The 16006-nt window shown below is 58.6% G+C and carries 22 protein-coding genes; 21 read left to right on the plus strand and 1 reads right to left on the minus strand.

Annotated features, from left to right (window positions below; all coding sequences use genetic code 11):
• The 19 genes from Abci_RS01245 to Abci_RS01330 form a co-directional block, all read left to right on the plus strand.
• A partial coding sequence (locus tag Abci_RS01245; RefSeq protein WP_048837346.1) for an integrase core domain-containing protein occupies nucleotides 1–239 on the plus strand: 239 nt, incomplete at its 5' end.
• Between the two features lie 90 nt (nucleotides 240–329).
• Complete coding sequence (locus tag Abci_RS01250) at nucleotides 330–1295, plus strand: DUF3383 family protein (RefSeq protein WP_244877549.1); 966 nt, start codon at nucleotides 330–332, stop codon at nucleotides 1293–1295.
• Nucleotides 1296–1297: 2 nt separating this feature from the next.
• Nucleotides 1298–1735 carry a phage tail fiber protein gene (locus Abci_RS01255; RefSeq protein ID WP_048837347.1) on the plus strand — a complete coding sequence of 146 codons (438 nt, stop codon included), beginning with the start codon at nucleotides 1298–1300 and terminating at the stop codon, nucleotides 1733–1735.
• Between the two features lie 19 nt (nucleotides 1736–1754).
• Nucleotides 1755–2213: a hypothetical protein gene (locus Abci_RS01260; RefSeq protein ID WP_048837348.1), complete on the plus strand. Its 459-nt coding sequence runs from the start codon at nucleotides 1755–1757 to the stop codon at nucleotides 2211–2213.
• 160 nt (nucleotides 2214–2373) lie between these two features.
• Nucleotides 2374–3519 carry a hypothetical protein gene (locus Abci_RS01265; RefSeq protein WP_048837349.1) on the plus strand — a complete coding sequence of 382 codons (1146 nt, stop codon included), beginning with the start codon at nucleotides 2374–2376 and terminating at the stop codon, nucleotides 3517–3519.
• 30 nt (nucleotides 3520–3549) lie between these two features.
• Entirely contained in the window at nucleotides 3550–4272 is a 723-nt protein-coding gene (locus tag Abci_RS01270) for a phage baseplate protein (RefSeq protein ID WP_048837350.1), read from the plus strand.
• A complete protein-coding gene (locus Abci_RS01275) occupies nucleotides 4269–4598 on the plus strand; it encodes a phage baseplate plug family protein (RefSeq protein ID WP_048837351.1) in 330 nt (109 codons plus the stop codon). The genes Abci_RS01270 and Abci_RS01275 overlap by 4 nt, the downstream gene beginning before the upstream one ends.
• A complete protein-coding gene (locus Abci_RS14110; protein WP_244877550.1) occupies nucleotides 4598–4915 on the plus strand; it encodes a hypothetical protein in 318 nt (105 codons plus the stop codon). Before Abci_RS01275 ends, Abci_RS14110 begins: the two co-directional genes overlap by 1 nt.
• Before the next feature lie 57 nt (nucleotides 4916–4972).
• Nucleotides 4973–5536, plus strand: coding sequence for a hypothetical protein (locus Abci_RS14115; RefSeq protein ID WP_244877551.1), 564 nt, complete (start codon nucleotides 4973–4975; stop codon nucleotides 5534–5536).
• A gap of 22 nt (nucleotides 5537–5558) precedes the next feature.
• A complete protein-coding gene (locus Abci_RS01285) occupies nucleotides 5559–6215 on the plus strand; it encodes a Gp138 family membrane-puncturing spike protein (RefSeq protein WP_048837352.1) in 657 nt (218 codons plus the stop codon).
• 111 nt (nucleotides 6216–6326) lie between these two features.
• Nucleotides 6327–6680 (plus strand): hypothetical protein, encoded by a 354-nt coding sequence (locus tag Abci_RS01290; protein ID WP_048837353.1) that lies wholly within the window; start codon nucleotides 6327–6329, stop codon nucleotides 6678–6680.
• Between the two features lie 97 nt (nucleotides 6681–6777).
• Nucleotides 6778–7917: a baseplate J/gp47 family protein gene (locus tag Abci_RS01295; protein ID WP_456303669.1), complete on the plus strand. Its 1140-nt coding sequence runs from the start codon at nucleotides 6778–6780 to the stop codon at nucleotides 7915–7917.
• Nucleotides 7917–8492, plus strand: coding sequence for a DUF2612 domain-containing protein (locus tag Abci_RS01300; RefSeq protein ID WP_048837355.1), 576 nt, complete (start codon nucleotides 7917–7919; stop codon nucleotides 8490–8492). Before Abci_RS01295 ends, Abci_RS01300 begins: the two co-directional genes overlap by 1 nt.
• Nucleotides 8489–9589, plus strand: coding sequence for a hypothetical protein (locus Abci_RS01305; protein ID WP_048837356.1), 1101 nt, complete (start codon nucleotides 8489–8491; stop codon nucleotides 9587–9589). Before Abci_RS01300 ends, Abci_RS01305 begins: the two co-directional genes overlap by 4 nt.
• On the plus strand, nucleotides 9589–10113 hold the full coding sequence (locus Abci_RS01310; protein WP_048837357.1) for a hypothetical protein: 525 nt from the start codon (nucleotides 9589–9591) through the stop codon (nucleotides 10111–10113). Before Abci_RS01305 ends, Abci_RS01310 begins: the two co-directional genes overlap by 1 nt.
• The gene (locus Abci_RS01315; protein WP_048837358.1) at nucleotides 10110–10637 is read left to right on the plus strand and encodes a phage fiber-tail adaptor protein; all 528 of its coding nucleotides are present in this window, start codon (nucleotides 10110–10112) and stop codon (nucleotides 10635–10637) included. Before Abci_RS01310 ends, Abci_RS01315 begins: the two co-directional genes overlap by 4 nt.
• Nucleotides 10638–10652: 15 nt before the next feature.
• The gene (locus tag Abci_RS01320; RefSeq protein WP_048837359.1) at nucleotides 10653–11219 is read left to right on the plus strand and encodes a hypothetical protein; all 567 of its coding nucleotides are present in this window, start codon (nucleotides 10653–10655) and stop codon (nucleotides 11217–11219) included.
• Nucleotides 11216–13600: a pectate lyase family protein gene (locus tag Abci_RS01325; protein WP_048837360.1), complete on the plus strand. Its 2385-nt coding sequence runs from the start codon at nucleotides 11216–11218 to the stop codon at nucleotides 13598–13600. The genes Abci_RS01320 and Abci_RS01325 overlap by 4 nt, the downstream gene beginning before the upstream one ends.
• 108 nt (nucleotides 13601–13708) lie before the next feature.
• Nucleotides 13709–14125, plus strand: a complete 417-nt coding sequence (locus Abci_RS01330) for a hypothetical protein (RefSeq protein ID WP_048837361.1) — start codon at nucleotides 13709–13711, stop codon at nucleotides 14123–14125.
• Here Abci_RS01330 and Abci_RS14285 read toward each other — a convergent pair.
• Nucleotides 14122–14244 carry a hypothetical protein gene (locus Abci_RS14285; RefSeq protein ID WP_261766345.1) on the minus strand — a complete coding sequence of 41 codons (123 nt, stop codon included), beginning with the start codon at nucleotides 14242–14244 and terminating at the stop codon, nucleotides 14122–14124. The two genes, Abci_RS01330 and Abci_RS14285, sit on opposite strands and share 4 nt — an antisense overlap.
• 15 nt (nucleotides 14245–14259) lie before the next feature.
• On the opposite strand from Abci_RS14285, the gene Abci_RS01335 reads away from it, so the two are divergent.
• Both Abci_RS01335 and Abci_RS01340 read left to right on the plus strand, forming a co-directional pair.
• Complete coding sequence (locus Abci_RS01335) at nucleotides 14260–14661, plus strand: hypothetical protein (RefSeq protein ID WP_048837362.1); 402 nt, start codon at nucleotides 14260–14262, stop codon at nucleotides 14659–14661.
• Nucleotides 14662–14760: 99 nt separating this feature from the next.
• On the plus strand, nucleotides 14761–15999 hold the full coding sequence (locus Abci_RS01340; RefSeq protein ID WP_048837363.1) for a cation:proton antiporter: 1239 nt from the start codon (nucleotides 14761–14763) through the stop codon (nucleotides 15997–15999).
• Nucleotides 16000–16006 lie beyond the last annotated feature (7 nt).

Raw genomic sequence — 16006 nt, forward strand, 5'->3', positions numbered from 1 at the left:
GCACGGTTGGTGACAGCTACGACAATGCACTGGCGGAGACCATCAACGGCTTATACAAGGCCGAGGTCATCCATCATCTGGGGCCATGGAAATCCATGGCGCAGGTCGAATGGGAAACCCTCAAATGGGTGGACTGGTACAATAACCGACGCCTGCTGGCGCCAATCGGCTACAGGCCTCCCGCCGAAGCCGAACGCACCTTCTATACAGATCAGAGCAGACTTGATATCGCTGCCTGATGACTGAACAAATCTCTCTCCGGTAAACCCGGGGCAGTTCAGGTCGCAACCCTGTGCGGGGCCACCAGCCCGGAAGCCGCCATTGCCAGCGTGTATTTCTCGGCATACGCCAACGCGCAGGATACGCCGCAAAAACTCTACCTCTTCCAGCTTCCTGCCACGCCGGAGGATGCAGACTACGGAACTTACCTGTCCAACGCCGCTGCGGCCATGACGGACTGGGCACCCTTCCTGTTCGCGCAGGAGCCATCGGCTGCGGCCAAGCTGCAAATTGCCGCATGGCTGGCGGCCCACCCCAACCGTTACTGGGGCATTGTGCCAGATGCCGATGCCACAATCCTGACCCCCAACGCCACAGCCAGCTTTGGCGCGACCGTCAAGGCACAGGCCACACCGGGCCTGACCTGCCTATGCAATACGGATGGCCACGGCCTGCTGGCAGGGGCGTTGTGTCTGGGGTGGGCGGCAAGCCTTAACCCGCAGCGCAGCGCGGGCCGCACCACACTTATGTTCCGCACCAATGGTGGGGTCACACCAGCCAGCATTACGGCCACACAGGCCCAAAACCTGCTGTCAAATGGCTATAGTTTTTATGGCAGCTATAAAACCTCTGACAGCACGTTCAGTTTTCTCAATAATGGTGCGGTTAGTGGTCCCTTTGCGTGGGCGGACAGCTACATCAACCAGATCTGGATGAACACCAGTTTCCAGTCAGATCTGCTCACCCTGTTCTCCAGTGTCGGACAAATTCCCTACACAGCGCAGGGTGACAGCCAGATTGCCACGGCTGTGCAAAACACCATTGATACAGCTTTGTCTTTCGGGGCTATCCAGCCCAATGTCACGCTCTCTGCTGCGCAGACGCAGGCGGTTAACGCTCAGGCAGGCCGCACAATAGATGGCGTGCTGTCCACCCGTGGCTGGTACCTTCTGCCGGGTGCGTCCACCGCGTCCGCCACCACCCGCGCCAGCCGTGGGGCCGTACAGGGCCGCTTTTTCTATACCGATGGTGAGTCCGTGCAGGCCATCACGCTGGCATCGGTCGAGGTGCAATAATCATGTCTGATTACGATATTACATCCGCCAACTCGGTTTTCACGCTTACAGTGCCGGGCCTGTATAATGCGCCCGTTACCCTGCAAAATTACGCCGCAGACCGCGCCTTTGAAACCGAGGCCCGGCAGTTGGTAGAAACTGCCATGAGCATTGATGGCTACCTGAACGCCGGGTGGGTACCAAACCCTGTGACCCAGACCGTCTCTCTCGCCGCCAATAGCGAGAGCGCGATGGTGTTTGAGGCCATTGTCATGGCGCAGGATGCCCGCCGTGGCCTGTACCGTATGGGGGCTGAAATCCAGCTTCCTGCCATTGGCCGCAAATACACCATGGTGCGTGGACTGTTGCGCTCGCTGGTCAGCGTGCCGGGGGCCGGGCGTGTGCTGGAAGCCCGCCGGTTTGAGATAACGTGGGAGCGCGTGCTCCCCGCCGCCCTGTAAGGGACAGGAGGCCCGCTATATGAAAACCCTTACGTACACCCACACCAAGGCCGGGGCGGACCACGGCAAACAGTTTTGCCTAACCCGTATGGATGCATTTTCAGCAGACCAGTGGGCACGGCACTGCCTTCAGGCCGCCATACGGGGTGGGGCGCGCTTGGGGGCAGATCTGGCACAGGCGGGCCTTGCCGGGCTTGCCGCGCTGGGCGTGGAGATTTTCGGCTTCATGGATGAAACGGAACTTGATACCGCGCTCAACCGTCTGATGCAGTGCATTACCCTGAAACCGGATGCCACCAATCCTGCTTTGACACGCCCTGTTCTTGCTGCGGATTTTGAGGAGCCAGAAACCCTCGGCCTCGTCCGGGCGGAGGTGTTCCGCCTACATGTGGGTTTTTTGCTGGCCGCCGCACACCAACTTTTCCCCGTTGTGGCGGCCCTTCTGGGGGAGGCGCCGCAGCCACCCCACACTGCGTAAGCCTCTCGCCAGTTCTGGCGGCGGTCATAACTGGAGGGCTTGCCACATTGCATGATCTGCAAACGGTTTATGACACCGAGGACCTTTATATTCTGCTGGAAGTGCTGTCCGTCCACCAATGGGCGCAAGCTCAGGCCCGCTCTGCATTAGGAGGCCCCGCATGACCACTCCTCTTCTGGATGAACTGGTTATTCGCCTTGGTCTGGACACAACACCTCTTCAGGCCAGTGCCCAGCAGGCGCTGGGATTGCTGGACAGCCTAGACCACAAAAGCCAGACCCTGACCGAGAAACTGACGCGCGATGCCAGCACAATTTCAAATGCCCAAAGCCAACTGCGGCGCAATGCTCTTGGCCTGTTAAGCCTTGCCGCAGGCACACGGGGGCTGGCCGCTCTCTTGCAAGGGAACTCTCCTTCAGAGGGTGCCACCCCCAAACCGGCCAGCGGTTTTGCAACGGGCCTCACGGCAGAGCGCCCCAAACGGCCTCCGGCTCCTCTGTTCGTGCCGCTCCCTGTGTCCCGCCCGGTCGCACCCCGCCTTCAGGGGCAGGCTGTGCGTCATCCTACGGGCAGCACGCCAAAAACGGTTTTCAACCTGCACACCAGCACGGCACTTAGCCCTGCGTTGCCTTTCTCTCCTCCTGAAAAGAAGCCTGTTCTTCAGGAAAAACTCTCTAAACTGAAGCAGGCTGCTGTGCCGGTCATACCGAGCCGGTCAGTCAAAAGCGCTTCCATGCCCGCACAGTTACCGGCATCATACTCACATCGGCTCACGCCACCCTCTGGTGTGTTGCCCCGTCAGGCCCGCCTGAAAGAGCAGGACACCAGATCCGCCGGAATAGTCCAACGGAACAGCAATGCCCTTCCAAGTGCGCTTGCTGCAAAACCTTTGCCTGTGGTACCCTCATTTGTCACCGTGGTTTATGGTAAAAAGCCTTCCGAAAAGCAGACGGTTTCTCAAAAAAACAGTATTCTTCTTGCACGGAACAATCGGGACAGGCCCGTAGCCTCATCTCGGCCTATGCTTTCGTTGCTGCCACACAAAGCCATGCGTGCACCACAGCAGACGCAGCCATTAACAACACCTCTGGTTCTGCCTGCCCCTCATACGGTGCTCATGCAAGCGGCAGCTTCCGTGCCCGTGCAGCCGCCTGCACCGGTCAACCAGTCCACCACTACGCATATCGGGCCAGTCACCATCACGGTGCCATCCGGTAACCCGCAAGACATTGCGGCAGCTTTGCGAAACCTGAGCACACAGAACGCCCACACCCTCGCCAGTCTGGCCACGCGCAGCACGGTTTAAACCGGTTGTTTTCAAAAAAAGGTCTGCTTCATGCCCATGTTTCCTGTCAGCCTGCCCTCGGTCTGGACCATTCCGGCCGTGGCGGGTGTGCCTGCCTTGCTGGGGCAGTCGGTCAAGCAGGGGGCTTTGGCCGTAGCTTCCACCACATTGGCGTCTGTTCTGGATGATGCCCTAATCAGTCAGGCAGCAGGCCAATGGGGCATTTTTTCCAGCACGGGTGAGTGCGTTCTGTCCGCTGCCCATGTTCTGTCTGTCTCCGCAGAAAGCCGTTATCAGATTGCAACAGCGCCTTTGGAAGAAGGGAGTTTTCTGGCCTATAATAAGGTAGCAGCGCCGCGCACACACCGTATCCAGATGGTGTGTGATGGCTCGGAAGTTGGCTTTACCTCCACCCTGTCTGGCAGCCTGCTGCCACAGGCCTTTGCTACGCTGAGCGGGGCCGGAGCGCTCTATATCCGCAAAGCGTTTTTTGAAACGCTAGCTGTCCTGGAAGCAGACCTGAACCTTTACTCCGTCATTACGCCGGAAACAAAGCATTCCAATGTCAATATTATCGGCCACAGATGGCTGCGGGACGCCCGGCACGGCATTACCATGCCGGTGGTGGAAATAACCTTGCAGGAAGTCCGGCAGGCAGACACACCCCTTTACACAACTACCGCCCAACCACAGGGGCAAAGTGTAGTCTGTGGCGGCATGGTGCCTGCCCAGAGCACCACATTTTCTCTCGCTAGCGTGAGGGATATTGTATGAGCACTCTTTCTTCCCCCTCCCAAACCCTGCTTCTGGTGCCTCTGGCCGCTACACCGGCACAGCTTTTAAAAGTGGCGCTTTCCAACAGTCTTGTGCAGGTGCAGCTCCGCCAGCGCAGCACGGGCCTGTATCTGGACCTGTGGCAGGACAAGACCCGCCTGTGTTCCGGTGTGCTTTGCCAGGACCGAACATGGCTTGTGCGTGACAAAGGCCTTGGTCTGCCCGGAGATTTCACCTTTATGGATACGGAAGGCACGCAGGACCCGGACTACACACAACTAGGCACCCGTTACCGGCTATTCTACCGCGCCGGGTGGAATATGTGATGCCCCAAAACATCGTGCCCACACAGGGGAAAACACCTTTCACACAGCGGTCACTGCGTATCACTTTCCGGTTGTTAAACAACGCCTTTGGCCCACAAGGGCAGGATACCGTTGTGCTGAACGGCCTGCGCGCCATAGTCGATATGACGGAAGCCCAGTTCCCCAGCGCACAGAGCGCCACGCTGCGGCTGTATGGCCTGCAACCAGACCTCATGAACCGCCTCAGCCTCGCCGCGCCGGATCTGGATGTGCAAAATGCCAGTGAGGTCACGGTAGAAACGCAGGATAGTCAAAGTACCACGGCCCTTGTGTTCTAGGGCGGCGTCACTCTGGCTTACGCAGATTACAGCGGTGCGCCAGATACTGCCTTTGTTGTGCAGGCCTTTTCCACAGCCTTACCCAATGCGCTTGTTGTGCCGCCCACCAGTTTTCGGGGGGCGGTGCCTGCCAGTCAGGTTTTAGGGGCCGTTGCCGCAAAGGCGGGTCTGGGTTTTGTGAATAACGGTGTGCAGACCGTGTTTCAGGCTCCTTATCTTTACGGCAGCCCCGGCCAGCAGCTTGCTCAATGTCTGGAAACACACCCCATGCGTATGGCCATAGGGCGTGGCCAGTTGACCATATGGCCCGCCCCACAGGCAGTGCAGGATGCCAACCAGACGCAGGAACAGCCAGTCACCTTATCCGCCCAGAATGGGCTAATTGGCTATCCCTCATGGTCGGCGGGTGGGCTGGCTTTTCGTATGCTGTTTCAGCCGCAGGTGGGGTTTCATACGCTTATTGCGCTGCAAAGCCGTTACCAGCCTGCGGGGTGGGGGGCAGCTACCAGCACCGCCGCGCCCACAGGGTTGTGGCGCGTTGTGCAGGCTCACCACAGCTTGCATACCCAGCAGCCCAATGGGGCATGGTTTACAGATATTATTGCACAGTCTGCATCCTGAAAACAGAATAAAGGGTCACGCTATGTCCGGTTCTACCAGCACAGCGCATCCGGTTTTTGACCGGGCAGATGCCAGCGCCTCTCAGTTCAATGCCCTGAATGCGGTTATTGCCCGTATGCTGGCCACACGGCGCACCGCCGTACTGGTGCAGGTCAAGGCCGTATCCGGCGCGGGGCTTAACCCGGTTGGTACGGTGGATGTTCAGCCCGTGGTGCACCAGCAAACAGCCACCGGGCAGGTCGTGCCGCATGGTGTTATTTATCAGGTGCCCTATTTCAGGCTGCAAGGCGGAGCCTGCGCCGTGGTGCTGGACCCCACCGTGGGGGACATAGGCCTTGCCCTGATAGCAGATCGCGATATTACCAACGCCAAAACCGCACGCGCCACCGCTGCCCCCGGCTCCTTCAGGCAGCATAACATGGCAGATGCCCTGTATCTGGGCGGGTTTCTCAACGCAGCCCCGCAGGACTATGTGTGGCTCCACGCAGGCGGTTTAACCCTGCACAGTTCAGGCACCATCACCATTAGCGGTAAAAACCTGAACCTTACAGGAGACACCAGTATTCATGGTGCGTTGACAGTCTCGGGTGATGTTACGGCGCAGAATATTTCGCTCACCCAGCATGTTCATGCCGGTGTGCAGACGGGCGGTGGCCGTACAGGCCCAGCAACAGCGTAAAACCGGGCCTATCAAAGTAGGGTTTTTCTTTAGCCGCACGTTGAAAAATTATAGCCCAGAACAAACCCTTTCACACCTTGACTTTCTCCTAGCTCAAACGGAGCCTCATCCGTGACGACTCTTCTGCTGGACTGCGCAACATGGGACCTGGTGGTAGATGCCGCCGGTAACATTGCCGTTGCCACATCTCCCTACGCCACAGCGCAAAATGTTGCCTGTGCCGTGCGGGTTTTCAAAGGTGAGTGCTGGTACAATACAGCGCTTGGCCTGCCTTACCTGACCAATATTCTGGGGCGTCTGAATTCTCTGGCCCTGTTTCGGGCAGATGTGGAGCAAACGGCCCGCACCGTGTCCGGCGTGGCCTCAGCCGTATGCGTGCTGACCGGCATAAGCCCACAGCGCCAGCTTTCCGGGATTATTCAGCTTACTTTAACAGAGGGAACACAAACCGTTGTCAGCCTCTAGCACAAGCAGTCAGACCACCGGGCAAACCATTGGTACAACCTCCGTACCCACCCCCACGCTGGATGAAACCGGCTTCATCATCCCGCAGGAAGCCGATATTCTCGCGGGTGTTCTGGCTGACATCAACGCCGCGTTTGGCAATACCCTCAATACGGATCTTTCCACCCCGCAGGGGCAGTTGGCCATGTCTCTCACCGCCATTCTGGGGGAGAGTTATGACCAGTTTCTGGCGCTGGCCAACGGAGTGGACCCCGCCCGCGCCACGGGCCGTATGCAGGATGCCATAGGCAGGCTGTATTTCATGTCCCGGCTGCCTGCCACGGCAACGGTTGTTACCTGCCAATGCACGGGTGTTGCGGGTACGGTCATTCCGCAAGGCGCACTGGTGCAGGATGCAGCAGGTAACAGTTATGCGGCACAGGGCAGTATAACCCTGGATGGCACAGGCAGCGGGAGCGGCAGTTTTGCCTGCACCCAGTCCGGTCCCATTGTCTGCGCGGCATCCACCATTCAGCTTAGTCAGTCCGTCAGTGGGTGGGCCACCGTAACCAACCGCACTGCAGGCCTGACAGGCCGTGCCGTTGAAAGCCGCAGCGCTTTTGAGGAACGGCGGAAAACATCCGTAGCCATTAACGCCGTTGGTCCGCTGGACGCCATCTCTGCCGCCGTGCAAGCCCTGCCGGACGTGACGGATGTGTATGTGGCAGACAATAGCACCAGCGTGGCGACCACTGTGGGGGCCATAACCCTGTTGCCACATAGCCTGTATGTGTGCGTCAGCGGTGGGGCGGATGCCGATATTGCAGCAGCCATCCTCAGCAAAAAACCACCGGGCTGTGACTATACTGGCACCACAACCGTAACCGTCACGGACAGTAACAGCCAGTATGCCAAACCGCCATCCTATAGGGTTTCGTTTCAAAAAGCCGTTGCACAGCCCGTATTTATAACAGTGCAACTGGTTTCCTCCACGGTTACGCCATCTGATGCGCAGGATCAGGTGCGCTCAGCAGTCAGCGCTGCATTCAGCGGCGCAGATGGTGGCAGCCGCGCCCGTATCGGCATGGTGTTATATGCCAGCCGTTTTTACGCGGGCATTGTGGCCTTGGGGGCATGGGCGCAAATTGCAGGCCTGAGCGTGGGCACCAGCGCAAACCCCACGGGTGTCAGCCTGACAGTGGGTATAGATCAGGCCCCAGTGCTCGACCCCGCTTCCATTACCGTGGTGTTCGTCTGATGCAGGATGTGCAACGCACCATTCTCTCCCAATATAGCTGCGCTCCCAGCCTGACTGCGTTGATAACCGCCTGGAACCAGGCCTTTGACCCAAAAACCCTGATAGACACTTGGTACAAAACGATCTGGAACCTTGAAACCGCACAGGGTTACGGGCTGGATGTATGGGGCCGCATTGTTGGCGTGCAGCGTATTCTACCTGTTACCGCCGATAATTTTCTTGGTTTTTCAGAAACACAAGATCTTACCCAAACACCGTTCAATACCGCGCCCTGGTATGCCGGGGTGGCGACCACCAGCAATTACCGTTTGTCAGATGATGGTTTCCGCCAGCTTATTTACGCAAAGGCGTTGGCTAACATTACAGATGGGTCTGTCACCAGCCTGAACGCCATTCTCATGACCATTTTTGCGGGGCAGGGCGATGCCTGGGTGGAAGAAAGCGGCGGCATGAGCATGGTGTACAGCTTCAACTTCATCCCCACCCCGGTGCAAATCTCCCTTATCCAGAATTCAGGTGTTCTGCCCCGCCCGGCCGGAGTGCATGTGACCTATTCCGTGAAAGACAAGGCATGAAACAGTCTGATTTTCCTGACAGGTTTTCAAAACCCGTAGCGGCACAGGCTGCTGCTGCCAACCTTACAAAAATTCCCGCAACACAGCCCCAACCCGGTGATGGTGCCGCATCAGAGGCACTGGGTTTTCCACCAGAAACCTTCATTGCCCGCTCCGCTGGCGGCACACCACCGCGTGGGCAGGATATGAACGGCTTCCTCAACCGTTTTTCCGCTGTGCTGCAAGCCTATCAGGCCGGGATGATAGGCCAGTATGATGCCAGTTTTGCGGCATCCCTTGGTGGGTATCCGGCGGGCGCGGTTGTGGCTGGGCGCGCGCCGGGTACGTTCTGGGTGTCCATGGCGGATAACAACATGACCGCGCCGGGTGCTGCCAATGCGGCATGGCAAAACCTGTTTGCAAATTACCTGCCGCTTGCAGGTGGCACCCTGAATGGCTCCCTTGCTGTCAATGGCCAGACAGTGACAAATGGTCCCACATACCTCAACGGTCCGTTGACGGTCAGTGGCACATCTTCCCTTAACGGCACGACATGGGTGAATGGAAACCTCTCAGTCGGGTCAACCTGTTTTCTGGATGGCGCGCAGGGTCATAGTTCATTTTACTGTCCCGCTACGGATACGGCGGCACCTGTTGTCACATTCTGTTCAGACGTAGGCGGCACGCGCAACGGTGTGGCCGATGTGTATGCAGACGGCTCTATTCGTATTTATGGCGGAGGCATTTTTGAGCAAAACGGACAGCACGTGGCCACACAGGACTGGGCCAACGGGCAGTTTCAGCCCAAAAACACCTGCGTACCGGTCCAGACTTATATTGATGACTTCTCGTCAACCGACCCACGTATCCTTAACCTGGCATATGGGCACCGCATCCAGCGTTTTGCCATATCTGTCAGCGCCAATACATGGGTGACGTATCCTGTGGCGTTTGCGGCCACAGGGGATGTGCCTGTCGTGTTGATTACCGGGTACGGGCAGAGCGATGCCGTAACGGATACGGACTACTTTCTGTGGGGAATTACCAACACCGGCTTTTATTGTAGCCCCCGTAACCATCCCGGCATGGCGCAGTTCATTGCCATAGGGGTAAAATAATGCAGACCACAACAGATAACCCAGAAACCCCAACCACGCCGCAAACCCTGTACCCGGCCCGGTATTATGCAGGGTATGACACCACTGCACCGCAGCCCGCGCCTGTTCTCGCCTGGTATGACACATGGGGCATGAGCACCACGGACGGCCTGCCTCCGGCTGCCCAGCTTATTCCGGTTACGGAGCAGGACTGGCAGAACACAACCACCTTCCGCAGTCCGGCAGGGCGGGGCGTGCAGGATGGCAAGATTATTGATTACAGCCCGCCCCCGCCGCCATTGGCCCAGCAGGCCCAAAGGCAGTTGCAGCAGGCGGCCAGCACAACATGGTCCCTCTACGGTATGTATGGGGAGAGCCCGCCCGCCGTGTGGCAAAGCTATCTTCAGGCCTTGCGCCGCATTGCAACGGGGGCGGATACCAGTATTAGCCTGCCAGCAGCCCCCGCCACGCAGGATGCCGCGACAGACAGCGCGTCTGCCAACACCGCCTCTACTGACACCCCATCCGTACAGGCGCAGGCATGACGGCACCTCTCCCCAGCCCCGGTTGGCAACCGGCACCGGAGCGCAGTGTGCCGCTGGGGTTGGCTCCCTCCCTGCGGGTGCGGGGCCTGCTGGCGGAAAGCCTGTCACTGTCCTGGTGCCCAAAATCGAGCGCGGATACTCTGGATTTCAGTCTGGATGCAACAGCATGGTTGCAGGATACAGCCGATTATTTGGCCACCATAAGCACCACCGTGTCCTCCGCCACCGGGCTGCCCACGGACCTGCGCGTGCAATGGGCCAGCCTTGTCAGTGGCATGGCCTGCCTGTTTCTGGCAGGTGGTGCGCCGGGTACCATACAGACAGTGCTGGTAACACTTGGCACCCAGCAAGGGCGTAGCCTGACACAACCCGTCCGCATTGCCATTCTGCCCGATGTACCCGCCACCAAGCCCCCTGCGCCCCCACAATTGCCAGATGGCACACCCGTGCCCCCCAATGCGCTGGCCTTATCCTCCTCCGTTGTGCTGACAGCAGATAACGGAAAACCCTATCTTATAGCCTGAAGGACACCCCCACCCATGTCCGGGTCTTCCCCCACGGCAACCACGCAAAGTGGTGTGCCGCTTTCGGCGTTGCCGGTTCACCCTCAGCCAACGGAAACCGATCTGGTTTTTGGTATTTTCAACGGGCAGGGGCAGTTTGTGCCACAAGGCAAAATCTGGTCCGGCGCGGTTGATAAAAAAGGCGACACACTGGCCGGTCTTCTGGCCTGCCCCCTGTCTCCTTCTGACCCCACACACCTGACCAACAAAGCCTATGTGGACCAGATGGGCGGGCAGGTGCAGGGCCGTGTGGCAGCACTTGTGACACAGGCGCAGGACGCCGCAACACAGGCCCAGACCGCCATTGGCAATGCCTCCACCGTAGCGGCCAGTGTTATCAAAACCCAGCGGGATGCACCGGACGGTCTGGCTGCCCTGTCTTCCGCAGGGAATTTGCTGCTGGGGGGTGTGGAGTGCCTGGGTATTCGGAACGGCCATGTGCTCATGGTCATGGCGCTCCCCACCACAGACCCCGCAGTGCAGGGGGCCTGGTGGAATAATGGTGGCTATATCTGCATTTCTCAGGGGGGGGCCAGCGCATGATCGGTCTGTTAACGTGGCGGGTTGTTGTCTCTACCGGTGCTGTGCTGTTTTTTCTGTTCAGTATGCAGCATGCAGCGTTTTCCCGCCCTAACCATCTCTTGCCAGCCTATCAGGCAGCACCTGCGGCCACTGGCACGCCGCACCCGGTCAAGGCAGGGGCGTTGCTGCGTGCAGCTCTGCCGGTTTCGGCTGCGACATCTGCGCCTACACCAGCTTACGCTGCCACGCGCCCACCGGGCGGGCTGGATGCCGCTACCACGGTGCCTAACCTGTGGCAAAACGCCACCCTTGGCCAGATCGGCGCTATGGCAGATGGGAGTGTGCAGCAGTCTGATCGTAACCAGCCAAATGGTGTGGCGGGGCTGGACAACGCAGGCACATTAACCGCCCCGGTTACGGGGGACCTCACTCAGGCTACGGCCACAAGCGCCCTACCGGGTACGCAAAAGCGCAGTCTGGCAGAACGGTTTGCTGAAACTCCCAGCGGGAAAGATTTTGGCCTGAAGCTGGACGGCGTAACGGATGACACACCCGCTCTGCAAGCGGCCAAGGCAGCCATGCCGTCCGGCAGTGCCATCCAGCTTCCTGCGGGCAAGCTGCGGCTTGGCACAGCGCTCTCAGGTACAAAACCCACGGTCTGGCAGATCAACGGGGCCACATTGCCGGATGGCTCCCCCATTACGGCTCTTGGTACGGATGTGATTGAGAGCACGCTGGAGGGCGGAAAATACTTTGCCCGTGGCCAGAGTTCGGCAGACATGGCCCCGCTGTTGCGTAAGGATGCCACTATTACCCACACAGGCGGCACCACCGGATTTGTCATGAACCTTGAAAAAGGCAATTGCACCATTCCGGCGGAGGGCGCTGCGTTAAATGATTATGTGTGGTGCCATTCTACCGTGCTGAGCAGTGCGGCTTTTGGCGCGGGCCAGCATGTGGCGCAGGCCAGTCTTGCCCAACGCCCTGCCAATGCGCTGGCGGATGGCAAAGGCTCCCGCTCCCAGATCTGGGCAGGCTATGATGAAACGCGCGATGACACGGGGCAGGATTCCTCCGTGGCGGGCAGTCTGGTCGGGCGTGAGATTGATGTGTACAGCAACGGCGATGACCCGCTGGGCTGGCGCATTGGCCTGCAAGTGCAAATTGCAGGGGCCAGCAGCAGTGGCACGCCGGGTAAGGTGGGTAAGGGTATTGCACTGGGCAATAATGACAGCACCAGTACCTATGGCACCATGATAGACGCAGCAGGCCGGTTTGATACCGCAGGCATTGACCTGTCCGGCAGCACGCCGGTTAATAACGCGCCTGTTCTCAATATTGGTGCAAACCGTAACCTTGCTTTTGCAGCCGATAAAAAACCGCATTTACAGTTTGACTCCGCTGCTTACACGCTCCGGTATTGGTATGACACAGCCAATGTGTTTTCCATTGGTTCCAGTGGGGATATTACGTCCACCATTACCAACGCCGGGTCCGGTCTTGGCTGGACACTGGCAGGGCAGGCGCAGGTGGGTATCAACCTTACGGGCCTGACCGCACCGGAAGCCATGCGTCTGGGCACAGGGCAAAAACTGTCATGGGAGCCAACAACCAGCGTCAGCACGGCGTTTAGTGCAGGTAAGCTGACAGATACCATGGCCGCAGGCATTGCCCGCACGCTGGACACACAGGGGAATGAAACCCTGCCGGGCGCGTTGCAGGACAGCCAGACCATTGTGCAACTGAACCAGCCCACGGCGGCAGCATTTGTGGCAAAGGGCTCAGCCGCCATAGGGCTGGATACCACGGGCCTGACCACGCCAGATGCCCTGCGTCTGGCAGAAGGCCAGCATATTGCGTGGGAAACGACAGATGCCGTTAGAACAGCCTACCAGAACGGCCTGTTGCAGGACAGCCTGAGTGGCGCAGCACTCCGCAGCCTGGATACCAGTGGCAACGAGACCCTGAAAGGCAGCCTGCTGAGCAGTGGCCTGACCACAACGCTGGATAATGATAGCGCCAGCGCCGTAACCCTGACAGGCCGCGCCGGCATAGGGCTGAATCTCACGGGGCTTTCCACCGGTAATGCCCTAAGGCTGGGCACCGGCCAGAGCATTGCGTGGGAACCTACCGCCGTGATCACGACAGGCTATGCCGCAACCGGCCTGATGGATAGCAACGGCGGCACAGCTCTGCGGCAGCTTGATTCCGGCGGCAATGAAACACTGGCAGGCACCATTACGCCCACCACGGGCCTGCACCTGCCCACTTTCTCCCGCAGCCAGATCAAGGGCAGGCCCGGTCCAGCCGTAGGCCTTGTTGTGTACGATGCGGATGATGATGCCCCCGCCGTCTATACCTCCGCCGGATGGAAACTCATGGTTTTGTCCGCGCTGCCATAACACGCAAAAATGAGAGCCAGACGGTACGGTTGTTGTTGTGTTGCTGTATGGCTGTCATGTATAAACTGCATATCACTCACTTCATTTTATGCAGGGCGAAAAACAAAAATGACGACGCCGCAGCGTTTTATCGTGAGAGTTCTGGTTTTGTTAGCGCTTAGCTCGTCCGGCCATAATCTGGCACGGGCTGAAGAACCGCTCTTCAGCCCGGCTACGGTGGAGGAAGCTGGCAGCAGGCATATGTCCGGCACGCTGGAAGGCGGCCAGCCCGCGCAGTTCAGGCTGCCGTTGCGGCAGGGGCAGACGCTCTCCATCCTTTGCCATGCCCGCAAGTCCAGCGTAGGGGTTTTTGTGAAAGACCCGGAGGGAGACATGCTGGCCAGTGCGGACCATAACTGCGCCCACAAAAGCTGGAGCGTGGCGGCTGCCAAAACCGGCACCTACACAGTGGGCGTGCTGCAACACCACGCAACCGCCCTGAAAGGCCAGAGCGCCTTTTACAAGATGCACCTGTCTGCCCATTAAAGGCAGAACAGCGTGACAGAGTAGCCCTGCGCTGCCTTGGCCCGTATGCGGGCGGACGTATCGGCCGTCTTGTGGTAACCACACCGCACCACAAGCCCAAGACCGCCCCGTCCTAACAAGGCCGCAGGAGACCCATGACCAAGACATTCAGCGCCATGCTTGCCCGTATTAACGAGAGCGTGGCTGTAAAAATGACCATGCTGTTTGGCAGCATCTGGTGCGTTTATGCGTTTTTTCTGTTCTCGCTGGTGCCAGTATTAGTGCCAGCCTGGCAGAATACCTTGCTCTATATCAGCAACTGTATCCAGCTTGTGGCGTTACCTGCGCTTATGGTGGGCAATGCCGTACTAAGCCGTGGGGCTGACCGCCGCGCGGCGGAAGATCATCAGGCCCTGCTGGAAATCCTCTCAGATGTCAGGGAAGAACTGGCAGACCTTAAGGAGAAAACGGCTGACCTGGCGCAACCGCAAAATCTGGCCATTTCCGACCAGATGTTCGTTACCATGGATACAAAACCGGATGCCCCGCAGGAATAACGGTCAGGTGCCGCTTTTTTCTGCGCGCAAAGCCCATAGGCTGTTTATGCCTCAGCCGTCTTCAGGCAGTGTTACACCACACGCTATGGGAGAGAGCGCATGACATCACTGGGCCTGTTGGCTTTGGTTCTTGTTTCTGCAACGGTTTTCGGAATTCTTAACAACAGGCTGCTGCGGTTGCCGCTCACCATAGGGATCATGGTATTCTCTCTGGTGGCGTCCGTTTTTCTTATGCTGATAGACCAGTTTTTGCCATGGGAGGGGGTGCACGCCATTCGTCACCTGCTGGCAGCGGTGGATATGCCCGCAACCCTGTTGCAGGGTGCGTTGTCTTTCCTGTTATTTGCCGGGGCCCAGGCGGTAGATCTTTCTGCCCTGAACAAACGCAAATTTTCCGTTCTGGCACTGGCTCTTTTGGGAACGCTTATTGCGGTTGCAGTTTTTGCAACGGGTATCTGGGGTATTCTGGCGCTGGTCGGGCTGCCTATCAGTTTTGCCTGGTGTGTGGTGCTGGGGGCCATTCTTGCGCCAACGGACCCGGTCTCCGTTATTGGTATGCTTCGCCGGCTTGGTCTGCCTGCGGAAATTCAGGCCCTGTTTGCCGGGGAAAGTCTGTTTAACGATGGCGTGGCCGTTGTCATCTTCACGGTGGCGCTGGGTGTGTCCCACCATGACCATGCAGTGTCTGCCCTGCATCTGGCCGAGGCCTTTGGTGTTGAAGTAGGGGGCGGCCTGCTCGTCGGCTTATTGGGGGGCTGGCTGGCGCAACAGGCCTTTCGTATAGCCAAAGATCCGCATCTTGATGTGCTTATCTCCCTTTCTCTTTGCACGGGTGTGTATAGCCTGTGTACGGCGTGGGGTATGTCCGGCCCTATTGCCGCCGTAAGTGCAGGCTTGATTATGGCCGCGCCTGCAACACATCGCGCCATATCAGAACAGGGGCGCAAAACCCTGCACTTCCTGTGGGAAGTGGTGGATGAAGTGCTGAACGCCATGCTGTTTGTGCTCATTGGCTTTCAGGTTTTGGAAACGACATTCTCCCTGCCACTTATCTGGGCAACGGTGCTGGCTATTCCGCTCTCCCTGCTGAGCCGCGCCTGTAGCGTGCTGCTGGCGACACTGCCGGTTTATATCAGGGGGCAGGACCGTATGGGGGTTCTGGCTGTGCTCACATGGGGGGGCTTGCGCGGCGGTATTTCCATCTCGCTGGCATTGGGCCTGCCTGACGGACCAGTGCGTGATTCCCTGCTATGTATCTGCTACGGAGTGGTGATCTTCACCATTGTGGTGCAGGGGCTGACCATTGCCCCCGTGGTCCGAAAATTCAACCCACGCTGAGCCGTCA

The organism is Acetobacter cibinongensis (assembly GCF_000963925.1).
GTDB classification, from domain to species: Bacteria; Pseudomonadota; Alphaproteobacteria; order Acetobacterales; family Acetobacteraceae; genus Acetobacter; species Acetobacter cibinongensis.